General features: G+C 65.1%; 7 protein-coding genes. 4 read left to right on the top strand and 3 right to left on the bottom strand.

Annotated features, from left to right (window positions below):
- Positions 1-39: 39 nt before the first annotated feature.
- Positions 40-732 (top strand): alpha/beta family hydrolase, encoded by a 693-nt coding sequence (locus tag APH34_RS04350; RefSeq protein WP_054899952.1) that lies wholly within the window; start codon positions 40-42, stop codon positions 730-732.
- 91 nt (positions 733-823) lie between these two features.
- On the opposite strand, the gene APH34_RS04345 is transcribed toward APH34_RS04350, so the two are convergent.
- The gene (locus APH34_RS04345) at positions 824-1,108 is read right to left on the bottom strand and encodes a pyrimidine/purine nucleoside phosphorylase (protein WP_054899951.1); all 285 of its coding nucleotides are present in this window, start codon (positions 1,106-1,108) and stop codon (positions 824-826) included.
- A gap of 90 nt (positions 1,109-1,198) precedes the next feature.
- Entirely contained in the window at positions 1,199-1,744 is a 546-nt protein-coding gene (locus APH34_RS04340; protein ID WP_054899950.1) for an exonuclease domain-containing protein, read from the bottom strand.
- 163 nt (positions 1,745-1,907) lie between these two features.
- On the opposite strand from APH34_RS04340, the gene APH34_RS04335 reads away from it, so the two are divergent.
- Positions 1,908-2,708, top strand: a complete 801-nt coding sequence (locus tag APH34_RS04335) for an ABC transporter substrate-binding protein (RefSeq protein WP_054899949.1) — start codon at positions 1,908-1,910, stop codon at positions 2,706-2,708.
- 64 nt (positions 2,709-2,772) lie between these two features.
- Positions 2,773-3,786: a GNAT family N-acetyltransferase gene (locus APH34_RS04330; protein WP_054899948.1), complete on the top strand. Its 1,014-nt coding sequence runs from the start codon at positions 2,773-2,775 to the stop codon at positions 3,784-3,786.
- Positions 3,787-3,902: 116 nt separating this feature from the next.
- On the opposite strand, the gene APH34_RS04325 is transcribed toward APH34_RS04330, so the two are convergent.
- Positions 3,903-4,433 carry an RNA polymerase factor sigma-70 gene (locus APH34_RS04325; RefSeq protein WP_054884092.1) on the bottom strand — a complete coding sequence of 177 codons (531 nt, stop codon included), beginning with the start codon at positions 4,431-4,433 and terminating at the stop codon, positions 3,903-3,905.
- A 338-nt stretch (positions 4,434-4,771) separates the two neighbouring features.
- Here APH34_RS04325 and APH34_RS04320 point away from each other — a divergent pair, with 338 nt between their 5' ends.
- Positions 4,772-17,725 carry a non-ribosomal peptide synthetase gene (locus APH34_RS04320; RefSeq protein WP_054899947.1) on the top strand — a complete coding sequence of 4,318 codons (12,954 nt, stop codon included), beginning with the start codon at positions 4,772-4,774 and terminating at the stop codon, positions 17,723-17,725.
- The last annotated feature ends 89 nt before the right edge of the window (positions 17,726-17,814 follow it).

The raw sequence follows: 17,814 nt of genomic DNA, 5'->3' as shown, positions 1-17,814 counted from the left end.
ATCCACGGTTTATTTGGCAGGCTATACAGCGAGGCAAGCATGAGTAATGGGCAATGTGCCGGTATTGACGGGGATCAATGGGCGAAGATCAGAAATGTCCCAGGCTTGCACTGCGATCTTCCACAGAATCAGGGCAGCGATGCCCCTTGCGCGTGTCTGATCCTGGCCCATGGTGCAGGCGCGCCGATGGACAGTGGGTTCATGAACGAGATGGCGCAAAGGCTGGCGGCGCTTGGGGTAGGGGTGGTTCGTTTCGAATTCCCTTACATGGCCGAACGCAGGGTCAGTGGCGGCAAGCGGCCGCCCAATCCGCAGAAGGTGCTATTGGAATGCTGGCGCGATGTGTACCGGCAGGTGCGACCTTTGGTCGCGGGCAGGCTGGCGGTGGGTGGCAAGTCGATGGGCGGACGCATGGCCAGCCTGTTGGCCGACGAACTCGGCGCCGATGCGCTGGTATGCCTGGGGTATCCCTTCTATGCAGTGGGCAAACCGGAAAAACCGCGGGTCGAGCACCTGGCAGGCTTGCAGACACCCACATTGATCGTGCAGGGCGAGCGGGATGCACTGGGGAATCGGGAGGCGGTGCAGGGGTATGCATTGTCACCGTCGATTGAGGTGAGCTGGCTGGTGTCAGGGGATCATGACCTGAAGCCGCTGAAGGCGTCGGGGTTCAGCCATGAACAGCATCTGCAGGCGGCGGCTGAGCAGGTGGCGGGTTTCCTGTTGAAATAGTGCTGCCCTCATCGCTGACAAGCCGGCGCTCACACAGGTCATGCCCTGCGGGCGCTGGCGTGCCGGCGATAGGGCCGGTGCAGGCAATCGCTTAGTCGCGGTACTCGCACAGGTAAGCGGTGTCTACCGCGACTTTGAGTTGGAACTTGCTGTCGGCGGCAACATTGAACTTGTCGCCTGCATGGAAGGTTTCCCAGTTGTCGCTGCCTGGCAGCTTCACGGTCAGCGCACCGGACACCACGTGCATGATTTCGCGCTTGGCAGTGCCGAACTCGTATTCGCCCGGTGCCATGACGCCGACGGTAGCCGGACCTTCACTGCCTTCGAAGGCGATCGACTTGACGGTGCCATCGAAGTACTCGTTGACCTTGAACATAGGGCGACTCCAGAAAAAGAGGGGGTGAAAAAGGGCTGGCCAGTATGCCCAAGCCCATCCGCCCCGTCATCTGCTTTCACGGCCCTGGGTTCACGGGCTCGGCAGGCTCAGCGGCAGCAGCCGTGCCGTATTGCGCGCATCTTCAAGGGCCCGGTGCTGCTGCCCGCAAAAGTGCATCCCGGCCAACTGCAGGGCGCCGTTGAGGCCCGCCGGGCGCTGCAAGTGGCGGGCCTTGGCAAAGCGCTGCTTGAGGTTGATGTGCGGCAGCTGGCGCAACAGGCTGTCGACGTGATGGTGTTGCCATTCCTGCAGCAGTTGCTGGCGATCGTAGTCGCCCCAGCTGACCCAGGCCTGCAACTGCCCGCGGTGGTGGCCAAGCCAGCGCTCGAAGCGCGCCCACACTTCGGGGAACGCCGCGGCGCTGTCGACGTTGGCCTGGCTGATGTGCGTCAGCTCGCGACAGAATGGCGTCAGTTGTGGCCGTCGCCGGGGCCGCACGAAGCGCTGGAAGTGGTCCACTTCGCGGCCTTCGCGGGTCACCAGGCTGGCGCCGATTTCAATGATTTCCATCTCCGTGACCGGCCAGCCACCGTCATCGGTGGTGGCTTCCAGGTCGATCACCAACCAGTGGCCCATACCAGGCTCCCTCGCCATACATGCTAGAGCAGCGTAGCCAATGTGTGGGCACACGGCATCCCCTGGCAAAATGCCCTCACTTTGGCATAACCAGCGGTTGTACCCTGCCGGGAAAACGCCTAGCTTAGACGCATCCAGGTAAGAACCGTGATGAGTGTCCGTCTTGACCCCAGCGCCCGGCCTGAAGGCTCTGTCCACCTTGTTGTTGCTGGCCGCAGTATGGCTGGCGGTGCCGGTATGGGCTGGTGACGCCATCGAGGTAAAGATTGGCGCCGCGCACTTTCCACCGTACACCGTGCGCCCTGAACAAGGCGCTGATACTGGCTTGTTGCCTCAACTGGTCGAGGCATTGAACCGCTTGCAGCCCGATTACCGCTTCGTGCTGGTGCCCACGTCCATTCAGCGGCGTTTTGGCGACTTGCAGCAAGGCCGCACCGACATGGCCATCTTCGAAAACCCTGAGTGGGGCTGGCAGCACATTCCCCACCAGGCAGTGGACATGGGCCTGGAAGACGCCGAAGTGTTTGTGGCCAGAAAGATCGATGGCCGCGATCAGCACTACTTCGACGACCTGGCCGGCAAGCGGCTGGCCTTGTTCAATGGCTATCACTACGCGTTTGCCGGCTTTAATCCGGACCCGAAATACCTGCGCAGCACCTACAACGCAACGCTGACCTATTCCCATGACAGCAATTTGCTGATGGTCCAGGTCGGTCGCGCCGACATCGCGCTGGTCACCCGCTCGTACCTCAGCGACTTTCTGCTGCGCAACCCGGCCAGCCTCAACCAGTTGATCGCTTCGACGCGCATTGACCAGGTCTACCACCACTACGCGTTGTTGCGCCCTGATGCGCCCATCAGTGGCCAGCGATTTGCCGCGCTGCTACGTTACCTGCGCGATACGGGTGAGCTGAGCCGTATCTTCCAGCCCTACCGAATCACCGTCGAAGCGCCTCACGACTAAATTCCCTGGTGGCGACCACGTTTTCCGGAGTGAGCCTTTCTTTCATTTGCCGTGAGCACTGCCCATGCCGTTCGATGCCGCTTCGCAGCCCCTTTCACCGCCACGCTGGCGCAGCTTGGCTGCCGAAGAGGGCGATTGTTGGTTGAGCCTTACCCTTGAGGGCCAGCCGTTGATCCAGGTGCGCCTGGAACCTGCAGAAACCTTGGCAGTGCACCTTCAGCGCCTTTGCCCCGAGCGCCCGCAACAGGCCCTGTGGGCGGCCTGCTATTGGCTGCTGTCGCGTGACCCGGCCCGCCAGCGTCTGGCCTGGCACCTGCCAGAGGCAGTCCCTGAAACCCTCGCCAGTGGCCTGTTGCTCATCACCGAGCAGCCCGGCGTGTACCTGTGCGAGCGCACGGTGTTCTGGCAGTTGCCACAGCCCTGGCTCGGCCAGCCGGTCGGCGATGCCTATCCGCAGCAGATGCAGATCAGCAATGGCAAGCGCCACCCTCGCCGCGCGCCCAAGCCACGTGGCGAGGTGTACCGGCGCTTCGATGCACGCCTGGGTAGCTGGGTTTCGTTGCGCACCCTGGAAATCGATCAGGACCTGGAGCGCTTCAACCGCTGGCAGAACAACCCGCGTGTGGAGAAGTTCTGGCAGGAGGGCGGCTCACTGGAGCAGCACCGTGAATACCTGACGAAGCTCGAGGCCGACCCGCACACCGTGACCTTGATCGGCTGCTTCGATGATCAGCCGTTCGCTTATTTCGAGGCTTATTGGGCCAAGGAAGATCGCATCGCGCCGTTTTACCCGGCAGATGACTATGACCGCGGCATCCATATGCTGGTCGGGGAAGAGATGCACCGCGGCCCGCACAAGGTCGCCAGCTGGTTGTCAGCGCTGGTGCACTACTTGTTCCTGGATGACCCTCGCACCCAGCGGGTGGTGGCCGAACCGCGTGCCGACAATGGCAAGATGATCGGCTACATGCATGACCAGTGCTTCCATTGCGACAAGGAATTCGATTTCCCGCACAAGCGTGCAGCGCTGATGATTCTGGGGCGGGAGCGGTTTTTCGACCGTTGCAGGCTGGTCTGATCTATCGAATGGGCTCCTTCGCGGGTAAACCCGCTCATTCAGGCCCGCACTGCAGCGATGCGGTGAAGGCCTGTACGAGCGGGTTTTCCCGCGAATGAAGAGGCCGTGCAGGACGATCAGGCCTGCCGGCTGGCCGTCTTGCGGCAGTGAACCAGCGCGTCACGGATCATGAAGTTGACCAGTGTCGGCGATACCCCCAGCTCCTTGGCAATGTCCTTCTGCGGCACACCGTGCAGGCGGTACATCTCGAAGGCGTAACGGGTACGCTGCGGCAGTTCGTTCAGCGCCTCGGCAATGTGCTCAAGGGCTGCCAGGTTGATGTGCGTGGCTTCGGGAGAGGCGTTCGGGATGACGACGTTCAGGCCTTCCTCCTCGCTGCCGGAGTACTTCAGCTCCATCGCCTGTTTGCGGTAATGGTCGATGGCCAGATTGCGCACGATCTGGAACAGGTAGCTGAGCTGGGCCTTGAACGACGAGGTGATCTGCGGGGCTGCGCTGAGCCGGAAGAAGGCGTCCTGCACCACGTCCTCGGCACGGGAGCGGCAGCCAGTAATGCGGGCTGCGATCTTGACCAGGATGCTGCGGTTGTCGACGAATGCTTGGAGTAATGGTGAATCGCACTTACTTGTGGATAGTTGTTCCGCCATGGAAATCACCTTGTCTCGGGGGGGAATAGGAGCACCCCGGACAGGGAAGCTTCCTACGACGTGCGACAAACTATTCAGAATGATAATGATTGTCAAATACGAAAGTTAATGAGTATCCATTAGTTTCAGTTCTAAGCGGGCGCCGTCGGCTTGCCTGGGAAGAGGGGGGCGGCGGGCGATGAAGGTGCAACGCCCTTGCCTGCGGGATCACCCGGCTACACGGTAATTTCTTGCCCTGCCCATCCGTTCCCCTGTGTACATCCGGCTCCTGAACGCTGCCCGCCAACCGTGCGCGGGGCAGCCGGGCCGACTTACCCAGACACTGGCAGGAACACCCCATGACGGACGCCTTCGAACTCCCGCTCTCGCTGGTCCAGGCCTTGATGCAACGAGCCGCGCAGACCCCGGACCGCATCGCCTTGCGCTTTCTGGCCGATGCCCCCGGCGAGCAGGCGGTGCTCAGCTATCGGGACCTGGACATGCGCGCGCGCACCATCGCCGCGGCCTTGCAGGCCCGGGCCGGGTTCGGCGATCGCGCGGTGCTGCTGTTTCCCAGTGGCCCGGACTACGTGGCGGCATTCTTCGGTTGCCTGTATGCCGGTGTCATAGCCGTGCCGGCCTATCCGCCAGAGTCCTCGCGCCAGCATCACCAGGAGCGCCTGTTGTCGATCATCGACGACGCCGAACCGCGCCTGCTGCTGACGGTGTCGGCGCTGCACGACAGCTTGCAGGGCCTGGAAGCCCTGGCCCGCGAAAGCGCCCCCGAACTGCTGGCGGTCGATGGCCTTGACCTGGCGTTGGCCAGTGCCTGGCAGGAGCCTGCCCTGGCGGGCGATGACATTGCCTTCTTGCAGTACACCTCCGGCTCCACCGCGCTGCCCAAAGGCGTGCAAGTCAGCCACGGCAACCTGGTTGCCAACGAGCAGTTGATCCGGCACGGGTTCGGTATCGATCTCAATCCCGATGACGTCATCGTCAGCTGGCTCCCCCTGTACCACGACATGGGGCTGATCGGCGGGCTGCTTCAGCCGATTTTCAGTGGTGTGCCGTGCGTGCTGATGTCGCCAGGCTACTTCCTCGCCCGGCCCCTGCGCTGGCTGCAGGCGATCAGCGAGTATGGCGGCACCATCAGCGGCGGGCCAGATTTTGCCTATCGCCTGTGCAGCGAGCGGGTCAGTGAGGCAGCCTTGGCGGGCCTTGATCTGAGCCACTGGCGCGTGGCCTATTCCGGCTCCGAACCGATCCGCCAGGACAGCCTCGACACCTTCGCCGAAAAATTTGCCGCCTGCGGCTTTGCACCCAGCAGTTTCTTCGCCAGCTATGGCCTGGCCGAAGCCACCCTGTTCGTCAGCGGCAGCCGCCGAGGCCAGGGCATCGGTGCGCTGGAGCTGGACGGCGAAGCCTTCGCCGCCAACCGCGCAGAAGCCGGCAAGGGCAGTGTGCTGATGAGCTGCGGCTTCCCCCAGCCGGGGCATGCGGTACGTATTGTCGAACCGCAGCATCGGCAGGTGCTGGGGGATAACCAGGTGGGCGAGATCTGGGCCGCCGGGCCGAGCATCGCCCTGGGCTACTGGCGTAACCCAGAGGCCAGCGCGCAGACGTTCGTCGAGATGGAAGGTCAGACCTGGCTGCGGACGGGGGACTTGGGCTTCATGCGCGAAGGCGAGGTGTTCGTTACCGGGCGCCTGAAGGACATGCTGATCGTGCGCGGTCAGAACCTCTACCCTCAAGACCTGGAAAAAACCCTGGAGCGTGAAGTCGAGCTGCTACGCAAAGGCCGTGTGGCAGTATTTGCTGTCGACGATCAGGGCGAGGAGGGGATTGGGGTTGCGGTGGAAATCAGCCGCAACGTGCAGAAGACGGTCCAGCCCGAGGCGCTGATCAAGACCCTGCGCCAAGTCATCGCTGATGCCTGCCGCCAGGCGCCGGCGGTAGTCCTGTTGCTCAACCCGGGCGCATTGCCCAAGACCTCCAGCGGCAAGTTGCAGCGCTCGGCCTGCCGCCTGCGGATGAACGATGGCAGCCTGGATTGCTACGCGCGTTTTCCCACAGCCGCTGAGCCGGCCGATGCCACCGGTGTGGGCGATGGCCTGCAGGCCCGCATCGCCGCCGTCTGGCGCGAAGTACTCAAGGCCGAATCGGTTGCCGCGCACGACCACTTCCTGCTGCTGGGTGGCAACTCCATCGCCGCCACCCAGGTCACCGCGCGCCTGGCAGATGAACTGGGTATCAACCTGAGCCTGCGCACCTTGTTCGAAGCGCCGACCTTGGCCGAATACAGTGCCGCTGTGGCGGCAATCACCGCCCAAGGCGGGGGCCAGAGCGCTGCAATCGCTTCGCTTGGCCGTGGCCAGGCGTTGCCTCAGTCGCTGGCGCAGAACCGCCTCTGGCTGCTGTGGCAACTGGAGCCGCAATCGGCGGCCTATAACATTCCTGCCGGCCTGCACCTGCGCGGCGAGCTGGACCCGGCGGCGCTGGACGCCGCGTTCCAGGCGCTGGTAGCACGCCACGAGTCGCTGCGCACGGTGTTCAGCGAAGATGACGGCCAGGCCCTGCAGCGCATTCTGCCCGCACTGCCGTTCACCCTGCACCGTCTGGACCTGGAAGGAGTGCCAGCCACCGACGTCGCCGCCCGCCGCGAAGCGCACGCACAGCAACCGTTCGACCTGACCCAAGGCCCGCTGCTGAGGGTGACCCTGGTGCGCCTGGATGACGATGACCACCAGTTGTGGGTGACGTTGCACCACATCGTGGCTGATGGCTGGTCGCTGAACATTTTGCTCGATGAGTTCGCCAAGCTATATGCCGCCCGATGCCAAGGCCTCGAGGCGTCTCTTGCGGCGCTGCCGATGGGCTATGCCGACTATGGTGCCTGGCAGCGCCAGTGGCTGACCGAAGGCGAAAGCGTACGGCAACTGGCGTACTGGACAGGCCGCCTGGGCGATGACCTGCCGGTGCTCGACCTGCACCCTGATCACCCGCGTTCCAGCCAGCATGAAAACCGCGCCGCACGGTTGACCGTGAAAGTACCGGCCACATTGACCGAGGCCCTCAATGGCCTGGCGGGCGAGCAAAATGCCAGCCTGTTCATGGTGTTGCTGGCGGCCTGGCAAGGCTTGCTGCACCGTTACACCGGGCAGGCCGACATCCGCGTCGGTGTGCCCAACGCCAACCGCCCGCGCCAGGAAACCCAAGGCATGGTCGGTTTCTTCATCAACACCCAGGTGCTGCGTGCGCACGTCAATGGCCGCCTGCCGTTCGCGCACCTGCTGGCCCAGGTACGCCAGGCCACTCTTGAGGCCCAGGCCAACCAGGACTTGCCTTTCGAACAACTGCTCGAAGCGTTGCCCGGTGCACGCGAACAGGGCCTGTTCCAGGTCATGTTCAACCACCAGCAACGCGACCTTTCGGCCCTGCGCCGCCTGCCGGGCTTGCTCGCCGAGGAGCTGCCATGGCACAGCCGGGAAGCCAAGTTCGACCTGCAGTTGCACAGCGAAGAAGACCACCAGGGCCGCCTGAGCCTGGCGTTCGACTATGCGGCCGAGCTGTTCGAAGGCAGCACCGTCAAGCGCCTGGCCCAGCACTTGCTGGCCTTGCTCGAACAGGTGTGCGTGCAACCACAGCTGGCCCTGGGCGATGTTGATTTGCTCGATGAGCAAGGCCGTCGGCACCTGGTGGCCTGGGGGCAGGCCCCTGCGCCAAGACCGCAGCGCCTGGTGGTCGAGCAACTCAACGAACAGGCACGGCAGACGCCAGCACGCATCGCCCTGGCATGGGACGGCGGCAGCCTCGATTACGCCGAATTGCACCAGCAGGCCAATCGCCTGGCCCATTACCTGCGAGACAAAGGTGTCGGCCCCGACACGTGCGTGGCCATCGCCGTAGAGCGCTCGCCGCAGTTGCTGATCGGCCTGCTGGCCATTCTCAAGGCCGGTGGCGCCTATGTGCCGCTGGACGTTGACTACCCGGCCGAGCGCCTGGCCTACATGCTGCGCGATTGCCAAGCCGGCCTGCTGCTGAGCAACAGCAGCAACCTCGCCGCCTTGCCGCAGGTTGAGGGTGTCAGCGCCATTGCCCTTGACCAGTTGCACCTGGACAGCTGGCCCAGCCACGCACCCGGCCTGCACCTGCACGGTGACAACCTGGCCTACGTGATCTACACCTCCGGTTCTACCGGCCAGCCCAAGGGCGTGGGCAATACCCACGCGGCCCTGGCCGAGCGCCTGCAGTGGATGCAGGCCACCTATGCGCTGGATGACAGCGATGTATTGATGCAGAAGGCGCCGATCAGCTTCGACGTGTCGGTGTGGGAGTGCTTCTGGCCGTTGATCACCGGCTGTAAGCTGGTGCTGGCTGGCGCCGGCGAACACCGCGACCCGCAGCGTATCGCCGCGCTGGTGCAAGCGCATGGGGTGACCACGCTGCACTTCGTGCCGCCGCTGTTGCAGGTATTCGTGCAAGAGCCCCTTTGCGCCGGCTGCACCAGCTTGCGAAGGCTGTTCTCGGGTGGCGAGGCCCTGTCGGCCAGCCTGCGCGACCGTGTGCTGCAACGGCTGCCGCAGGTGCAGTTGCATAACCGCTATGGCCCGACCGAAACCGCCATCAACGTCACCCATTGGCACTGCCGGGCCGAGGACGGCGTGCGTTCGCCGATCGGCCGCCCGCTGGGCAACGTGACCTGTCGAGTGCTCGACACCGAGCTGGCGCTGGCCGCCCCCGGCGTGCCGGGTGAGTTGTACCTGGGCGGTGCGGGCCTGGCCCGTGGCTACCTGGGCCGCCCAGGCCTCACCGCTGAGCGCTTCGTGCCCCAGCCGGACGGTAATGGCGAACGCCTGTACCGCAGTGGCGATCGCGCGCGCTGGCACGTGCAGGCCGAAGCCCTGGAATACCTGGGTCGCCTCGACCAGCAGGTGAAAGTGCGTGGTTTCCGTGTCGAACCTGAAGAGGTCCAGGCCTGCCTGCTTGGCCAGCCGGGTGTCGAGCAGGCGCTGGTGCTGATCCACCAGGATGGCGTCGGAGCGCAACTGGTCGGCTACTACAGCGGCCCCGCGCAGGCCGATACGCTGCTGGCCAACCTGACCGAGCGGCTGCCCGCTTATATGGTACCGGCGCAGTTGATTGCTCTGGCCCACATGCCCCTGGGGCCCAGCGGCAAGGTCGATCGCAAGGCGCTGCCTGCGCCGGTCTGGCACCAGCGTGAGCATATCGAGCCACAGACTGCGCTGCAGCAGCAGGTTGCGGCCATCTGGCGGGAGGTACTCAACCTGCCGCGCGTGGGCCTGCACGACGACTTTTTCGCCTTGGGCGGCCACTCGCTGCTGGCCACCCAGATCGTTTCGCGTACCCGCCAGGCGTGCGATGTCGAGCTGCCGTTGAAGGTGCTGTTCGAGGCCAGTGAACTGGCCGCCTTCTGTGCCGAGATCGCACGCATCCGCGAGGCCGGTGAGCACAACCTGCAAGGCGAGATCGCCCGGGTCGACCGCCGCCAGGCAGTCCCCCTGTCGTATTCGCAGCAGCGCATGTGGTTCCTCTGGCAGATGGAGCCGGACAGCCCGGCCTACAATGTCGGCGGCATGGCGCGCCTGCGCGGCACGTTGCACGTGGATGCCTTCGAACGCGCGCTTCAAGCCTTGATCGTGCGCCACGAAACCCTGCGTACTACGTTCCCTGCCATCGACGGTGTGCCGTACCAGTGCGTGGCCGACGACAGTACCGTGCAGCTGGACTGGCAGGACTTCAGCGCCTTGCCAGCCGATAGCCGCCAGCAGCGCCTGCAGCAGTTGGCTGATGCGCAGGCGCACCAGCCGTTCGACCTGGAGCGCGGCCCGCTGCTGCGCGCCTGCCTGGTCAAGGCCCAGGAGCGCGAACATTACTTCGTGCTGACCCTGCACCACATTGTTACCGAAGGCTGGGCGATGGATATCTTCGCCCGCGAACTGGGGGAGCTGTACGAAGCCTTCGTCGACGACCGTGAGTCACCGTTGGCACCGCTGCCGGTGCAGTACCTGGACTACAGCGTATGGCAACGGCAGTGGTTGGAAAGCGGCGAGGGCGCGCGACAGCTGGCCTACTGGAAGGCTCGCCTGGGCGATGAACACCCGGTGCTGGCCCTGCCCGCTGACCGTCCACGCCCGGCCGTTCAGAGCCACCGGGGCGAGTTGTTCCGTTTCGACCTCGACCCGGCACTGGCCGCCCGCGTGCACGCGTTCAACAGCCAGCGCGGGCTGACCCTGTTCATGACCATGACCGCCACCCTGGCCGCGTTGCTGCACCGCTACAGCGGCCAGCGCGACCTGCGCATCGGCGCGCCGGTGGCCAACCGCATCCGCCCGGAAAGCGAAGGGCTGATCGGCGCCTTCCTCAACACCCAGGTCCTGCGCTGCGAGCTGGACGGACAGATGACCGCTGCCACCTTGCTCGAGCAGGTACGCCAGGCTGCCATCGAAGCTCAGTCGCATCAGGACCTGCCGTTCGACCAGTTGGTCGAGGCCCTGCAACCGCCCCGCAGCAGCGCTTACAACCCGTTGTTCCAGGTAATGTGCAACGTTCAGCGCTGGGCCTTCCAGCAAAGCCGTGAACTGGCCGGCATGCAGGTGGATTACCTGGTCAACGATGCCAGCGCCACCAAGTTCGACCTGTACCTGGAGGTGACCGACCTCAACGGCCGCCTGGGGTGCTGCCTGACCTACAGCCGCGACCTGTTCGACGAGCCGCGTATCGCGCGTATGGCCGAGCATTGGCAGCAGTTGCTGGCGGGCCTGCTCGACGACCCGCAGCAACGCCTGTGTGAACTGCCGATGCTGGCCGACGCCGAACAGCAGGCATTGGTCAGCCAGTTGCAGGGCGAGCACAACGTCGCCCTCGACCACACCCTGCATGGCCTGTTTGCCGCCCAGGCCGCGCGCACGCCGCACGCCGGTGCATTGACCTTTGCAGGCCAGCACCTGAGCTACGCCGAGCTTGATCAACAGGCCAACCGCCTGGCCCGTGCCTTGCGCGAGCGCGGTGTGGGGCCGCAGGTGCGGGTGGGCCTGGCCCTGGAGCGCTCGCTGGAAATGGTCGTCGGCCTGCTGGCCATTCTCAAGGCCGGTGGCGCCTACGTGCCACTGGACCCGGAATACCCACTCGATCGCCTGCGCTACATGATCGAGGACAGCCGCATCGGCCTGCTGCTTAGCCAGCGCACGTTGCTCGACACACTCGGCGAACTGCCCGAGGGAGTGGCGCGCTGGAGCCTGGAGGACGATGCCGACAGCCTGTCGGCGTACAGCGATGCGCCGCTGGACAACCTCAACCTGCCGCAGCACCAGGCCTACCTGATCTATACCTCCGGGTCCACCGGCAAACCCAAGGGCGTGGTGGTCAGCCACGGTGAAATCGCCATGCATTGCCAGGCGGTGATTGCGTCCTTCGGCATGCGCAGTGACGACTGCGAACTGCATTTCTATTCGATCAACTTCGACGCTGCCAGCGAACGCTTGCTGGTGCCCTTGCTCTGTGGTGCCCGCGTGGTATTGCGTGCCCAGGGCCAATGGGGCGCCGAGGACATCTGCCAACTGGTGCGCGAGCAACGGGTGAGCATCCTGGGCTTCACCCCAAGCTACGGCAGCCAGCTGGCCCAGTACCTGGCAGGGCAAGGCCAGCAGTTGCCAGTGCGCTTGGTGATCACTGGCGGTGAAGCGCTGACGGGCGAGCACCTGCAACGGATCCGACAGGCCTTTGCCCCGCAGCAGTGCTTCAACGCCTATGGCCCGACCGAGACGGTGGTCATGCCACTGGCCTGCCAGGCCCCGGACACCTTGCCCGGCGACGCGGGCAGTGTGCCGATCGGCAGGGTGATCGGGGCGCGCAGCGCCTATATCCTCGACGACGACCTGGCCTTGCTGCCGCAAGGTGGCATCGGTGAATTGTATGTCGGCGGTGCCGGCCTGGCTCAGGGTTACCACGACCGCCCCGGGTTAAGTGCCGAACGCTTTGTCGCCGACCCGTTCAGCCACGACGGTGGGCGCCTGTACCGTACCGGCGACCTGGTGCGCCTGCGCGCCGACGGCTTGGTGGAGTACGTCGGCCGTGCCGACCAGCAGGTGAAGATCCGCGGCTTCCGCATCGAACTGGGCGAAATCGAAAGCCGCCTGCAGGAACATGCCGATGTCGACGAGGCGGTGGTGCTGGCCCTGGACCTGCCCGGTGGCAAGCAACTGGTGGGTTACCTGGTGTGCAAACAGGCCGGCGCCGACAGCCAGGCCCAGGCCCGCCTGCGTGAAGCGGTCAAGGCCGATGCCCGCCAGCACCTGCCGGACTACATGGTGCCGGCACACCTGGTGCTGTTGGGCAGCCTGCCGCTGATGGGCAACGGCAAGCTCGATCGCCGGGCCTTGCCGCTGCCGGATCTTGAGCAGGCGCGCCAACACTACCAGGCGCCGGGCAACCCCCTGGAGGTGCAACTGGCGCAGGTATGGCGCGATGTGCTCAACGTTTCCCAGGTGGGCGTGCAGGACAATTTCTTCGAGCTGGGTGGCGATTCGATTTTGTCCATCCAGGTGGTCAGCCGGGCCCGTCAGCTTGGCCTGCAGTTCACCCCACGTGACCTGTTCCAGCACCAGACCATCCAGACCCTGGCTGCCGTGGTCAGCCGTAGCGAGGCACCGAGCGCCATCGAACAAGGCCTGCGTCAGGGGCACAGCGGCCTGACGCCGATCCAGCACTGGTTCTTCGACAGTGACGTCACCCACCCCCAGCACTGGAACCAGGCTGTGCTGCTGGAGGCACGCCAGCCGCTGGCTGCAGCCACCCTGGAACCGGCTCTGGCCGCATTGGTGGCGCACCATGACAGCCTGCGCCTGCGTTTCACCCAGGCCAATGGCCGCTGGCAGGGCGACTTCGCCGCACCCGCCAGCGAGCAGTTGCTGTGGACCGCCACGGTGGCCGACCTCGATGACTGCCAGGCGCTGTACACCGACGTACAACGTAGCCTCGACCTGGAGCGCGGCCCGTTGCTGCGTGCCTTGCTGGTCAGTGACGGCGAAGGCGCCCAGCGCCTGTTGTTGGCGATTCATCACCTGGTGGTCGACGGCGTGTCCTGGCGTGTACTGCTCGAAGACCTGCAGGCGCTGTACCATGGCCAGCCGCTGGCGGCCAAGACCCATGCCCTGGCCGACTGGGCCGCGCGCCTGGCCAGCTATGCCGGCAGCGATTCGCTGCGTGACGAGCTCAGCTGGTGGGAGGGGCAACTGGGCAACGTGCGCCACGAACTGCCCTGTGATCACACGCAAGGTGGCAACCTGCACCGGCATGCCAATACCCTGACCATCGGCCTGGACGTGGACCAGACCCGCCAGTTGCTGCAGCAGGCTCCGGCGGCCTACCACACCCAGGTCAACGATCTGCTGCTGACCGCCCTGGCGCGCACCCTGTGCCGCTGGACCGGCGACGATGAAGTGTTGGTGCAGCTCGAAGGCCATGGCCGCGACGGCCTGTTCGAGGATATGGACCTGACCCGCAGTGTCGGCTGGTTCACCAGCGCCTACCCAGTACGCTTGAGCCCGCACACGGGCCAGGACGAGGGCGCGCGTGCCACGTCTATCAAGCGGATCAAGGAACAACTGCGTCAGGTCCCCCACAAGGGGCAGGGCTATGGCGTGCTGCGCTACCTGGCTGACGAAACCGGGCGTGAACGCATGGCGGCACTGCCGCAGGCGCGGATTACCTTCAACTACCTGGGCCAGTTCGACCAGCAGTTCGACGCCGCTGCCTTGTTCCAGCCACTGGACGCACCTGCGGGCCTGGCCCATGACCTGGAAGCGCCGCTGCCAAACTGGCTCAGCGTCGACGGCCAGGTTTACGGCGGGGCGTTGCAGCTGCGCTGGACCTACAGCACCGAGCGCTTCGACGAGCAGACCATTGCACGATTGGCCGAAGCGTATCGCCAGGAGCTGCTGGCCGTGGTCGCTCACTGCCTGGTCGATGGCAACGGCAGCTTTACCCCGTCTGACTTCCCGTTGGCTCACCTGAGCCAGGAGCAGATCGACGCGCTGCCGGTTCCCGCCGCCCACATCGAGGACGTGTATCCGCTGACGCCGATGCAGGAGGGCCTGTTGTTGCACACGTTGCTGGAGCCGGGCACTGGCATCTATTACATGCAGGACCGCTACCGCATCAACAGCGCCCTTGACCCGCAGCGCTTCGCCGTGGCCTGGCAGGCCGTGGTCGCGCGCCATGAGGCGCTGCGCGCGTCGTTCTGCTGGAACGCGGGCGAAGCAATGCTGCAGATCATCCACAAACCGGGCCATACGCCGGTGGACTATCAGGACTGGCGCGGCCTTGACGAGACGACCCAGGAACAGCGCCTGCAAGCGCTGCACAAGCAGGAGCGCGAGGCCGGTTTCGAACTGCTGCGCGAAGCACCGTTCCACCTGCGCCTGGTACGGGTCGACGAGCAACGCTACTGGTTCATGATGAGCAACCACCACATCCTCATCGATGCCTGGTGCCGCTCGCTGCTGATGAACGACTTCTTCGAGATCTACCAGGCGTTGGGCGACGGGCGTCAGGCCCAGTTGCCGGTGCCACCGCGCTACCGCGACTACATCGGCTGGCTGCAACGCCAGGACCTGGATGATGCCCGTGGCTGGTGGCAGGCCAACCTCGCCGGTTTCGAACGCGCCACGGCGCTGCCCAGCGACCGCCCGTTGCGCAACGATCATGCCGGTGACGGCATGGTGGTCGGCGACTGCCACACACGCCTGGCGGTCAGCGACGGCGTACGCCTGCGCGAGCTGGCCCAGGCTCACCAGTTGACCATCAATACCTTTGCCCAGGCGGCTTGGGCGCTGGTGCTGGCGCGCTACAGCGGTGATCGCGACGTGGCCTTCGGCGTCACCGTGGCTGGGCGCCCGGTGAGCATGCCGCAGATGCAACGCACCGTGGGCCTGTTCATCAACAGTATCGCCCTGCGGGTACAACTGCCCGAACCAGGCCAGCGATGCAGTGTGCGCCAGTGGCTGCAAAGCCTGCTGGAGCGCAACATGGAGCTGCGCGAGTACGAGTACCTGCCACTGGTGACGATCCAGGCGTGCAGCGAACTGCCCAAGGGCCAGCCGCTGTTCAACAGCTTGTTCGTGTTCGAGAACGCACCGGTGGAAACCGCCGTGCTCGATCATGCCCAGCACCTGAACGCCAGCTCCGATTCGGGCCGTACCCACACTAACTTCCCGTTGACCGCGGTGTGCTACCCAGGCGACGACCTGGGGCTGCACCTGTCGTTCGACCAGCGCTACTTCGACTTCCCCACCGTCGAACGCCTGCTGGCCGAGTTCAAGCGCTTGCTGCTGGCCCTGGCGCAGGGTTTTGAAGGGCAGGTAAGCGAGCTGCCACTGCTGGGTGACGATGAACAGCGCTTCCTGCTCGAGGACTGCAACCGCACCGAGCATGCCTACGCGCTGGAGCAGAGCTACGTTGCGCAGTTCGAGGCGCAGGTGGCTGCGCACCCTGAACGCACCGTGGCCCGTTGCCTGGAGGCGAGCTACGACTACGCCGGGCTGAACCTGGCGGCCAACCGCCTGGGCCATGCGCTGGTCGCAGCGGGGGTCGCCATCGATCAGCCGGTCGCGCTGCTGGCCGAGCGCGGCTTGCCGCTGCTTGGCATGATCGTTGGCAGTTTCAAGGCGGGCGCGGGCTACCTGCCGCTGGACCCAGGCCTGCCATCGGCGCGCCTGCAGCGCATCGTCGAGCTCAGCCGCACACCCGTTCTGGTGTGCAGCGCGGCCTGTGCCGAGCAAGCCCGCCAGTTGCTCGACACACTGACGGGCGTGGCGCGGCCGCACCTGTTGGTGTGGGAGGACATCCAGGCGAGCAATAGTGCCAGCCACAACCCCGGCATCCACAGTGGGCCGGGCAACCTCGCCTATGTCATCTACACCTCAGGCTCCACCGGGTTGCCCAAAGGGGTAATGGTCGAGCAGCGCGGCATGCTCAACAACCAGCTGAGCAAGGTGCCTTACCTGGCACTGAGCGAGCATGATGTGATCGCCCAGACCGCCTCGCAGAGCTTCGATATCTCGGTATGGCAGTTCCTCGCTGCGCCCTTGTTCGGGGGCAGGGTCGAGATCGTGCCCAACGCCATCGCGCACGATCCGCAGGGCTTGCTGGCCCATGTGCAGGCCACTGGCATCACTGTGCTGGAAAGCGTACCGTCGCTGATCCAGGGCATGCTGGCCAGCGATCACCAGGCGCTCGATGGCCTGCGCTGGATGCTGCCAACGGGCGAAGCCATGCCGCCGGAACTCGCTGCGCAATGGCTGCAGCGCTACCCGCACATCGGCCTGGTCAACGCCTATGGCCCGGCAGAGTGTTCCGATGATGTAGCGTTCTTCCGCGTCGACCTTGCCTCGACCCGGGGCAGCTACCTGCCGATTGGTACACCAACCGACAACAACCGCCTGTACCTCTATGGCGAGGATCAAGCGCTGGTGCCGTTGGGCGCGGTGGGCGAGCTGTGTGTTGCCGGTACCGGGGTGGGCCGTGGCTACGTCGGTGACCCGGTGCGCACTGCGCTGGCGTTCATCCCGCACCCGCACGGCGCGCCGGGCGAGCGTCTGTACCGAACCGGCGACCTGGCACGTCAGCGCCCGGACGGTGTGCTCGAATATGTCGGCCGTATCGACCACCAGGTGAAGATCCGCGGCTACCGCATCGAGCTGGGTGAAATCGAAGCCCGCCTGCACGAGCAGGTCGAAATCCGCGATGCCGCGGTTGGCGTGCAGGACGGAGTCAACGGCAAGCATCTGGTCGGTTACCTGGTCGCCCATCAGGGTGTCGTGGCTGACGCCGTGCTGCTGGAGCAGGTCAAGCAACGCCTGCGCGCCGACCTGCCGGACTACATGGTGCCGCTGCACTGGGCCTGGTTCGACAGCCTGCCGCACAATGCCAACGGCAAGCTCGACCGCAAGGCCCTGCCGGTCATTGAGATCGGCGGCCAGCACAGTCAGGCATACCTGGCGCCGCGCGACGAACTGGAGGGCGTGCTTGCCGGTATCTGGGCCGACGTGCTCAAAGCCGAGCGGGTAGGGGTGCACGACAACTTCTTCGAGCTGGGCGGGCATTCGCTTCTGGCAACGCAGATTGCCTCGCGGGTGCAGAAACAGCTGCGGCTGAACGTGCCCCTGCGGGCGATGTTCGAGTGCGGTACGGTCGAAGAGCTGGCTGAGTATGTGCGTGGGCTGCAGGGCACTGCGCTGGATGAGGGCAAGGTCGAGCGGCTCAGTGACCTTATGGCCGAACTCGAAGGGATGTAGGAAAACGGGGGCGCTGGGCGCCCATTTCGTCGGCAAGCCGGCCCACAGGTACAACACGGCTCATGGGCGCAGTGGAATACCTGTGGGAG

Origin of the sequence: Pseudomonas sp. NBRC 111131 (assembly GCF_001320525.1) — a bacterium.
Lineage (GTDB): Bacteria > Pseudomonadota > Gammaproteobacteria > Pseudomonadales > Pseudomonadaceae > Aquipseudomonas > Aquipseudomonas ceruminis.
This window is presented reverse-complemented; position numbering and strand designations above follow the sequence as displayed.

Coding starts and splice junctions, on each gene's coding strand:
- APH34_RS04350 (WP_054899952.1), top strand. CDS start 40: ATGAGTAATGGGCAATGTGCCGGTATTGACGGGGATCAATGGGCGAAG.
- APH34_RS04345 (WP_054899951.1), bottom strand. CDS start 1,108: ATGTTCAAGGTCAACGAGTACTTCGATGGCACCGTCAAGTCGATCGCC.
- APH34_RS04340 (WP_054899950.1), bottom strand. CDS start 1,744: ATGGGCCACTGGTTGGTGATCGACCTGGAAGCCACCACCGATGACGGT.
- APH34_RS04330 (WP_054899948.1), top strand. CDS start 2,773: ATGCCGTTCGATGCCGCTTCGCAGCCCCTTTCACCGCCACGCTGGCGC.
- APH34_RS04325 (WP_054884092.1), bottom strand. CDS start 4,433: ATGGCGGAACAACTATCCACAAGTAAGTGCGATTCACCATTACTCCAA.
- APH34_RS04320 (WP_054899947.1), top strand. CDS start 4,772: ATGACGGACGCCTTCGAACTCCCGCTCTCGCTGGTCCAGGCCTTGATG.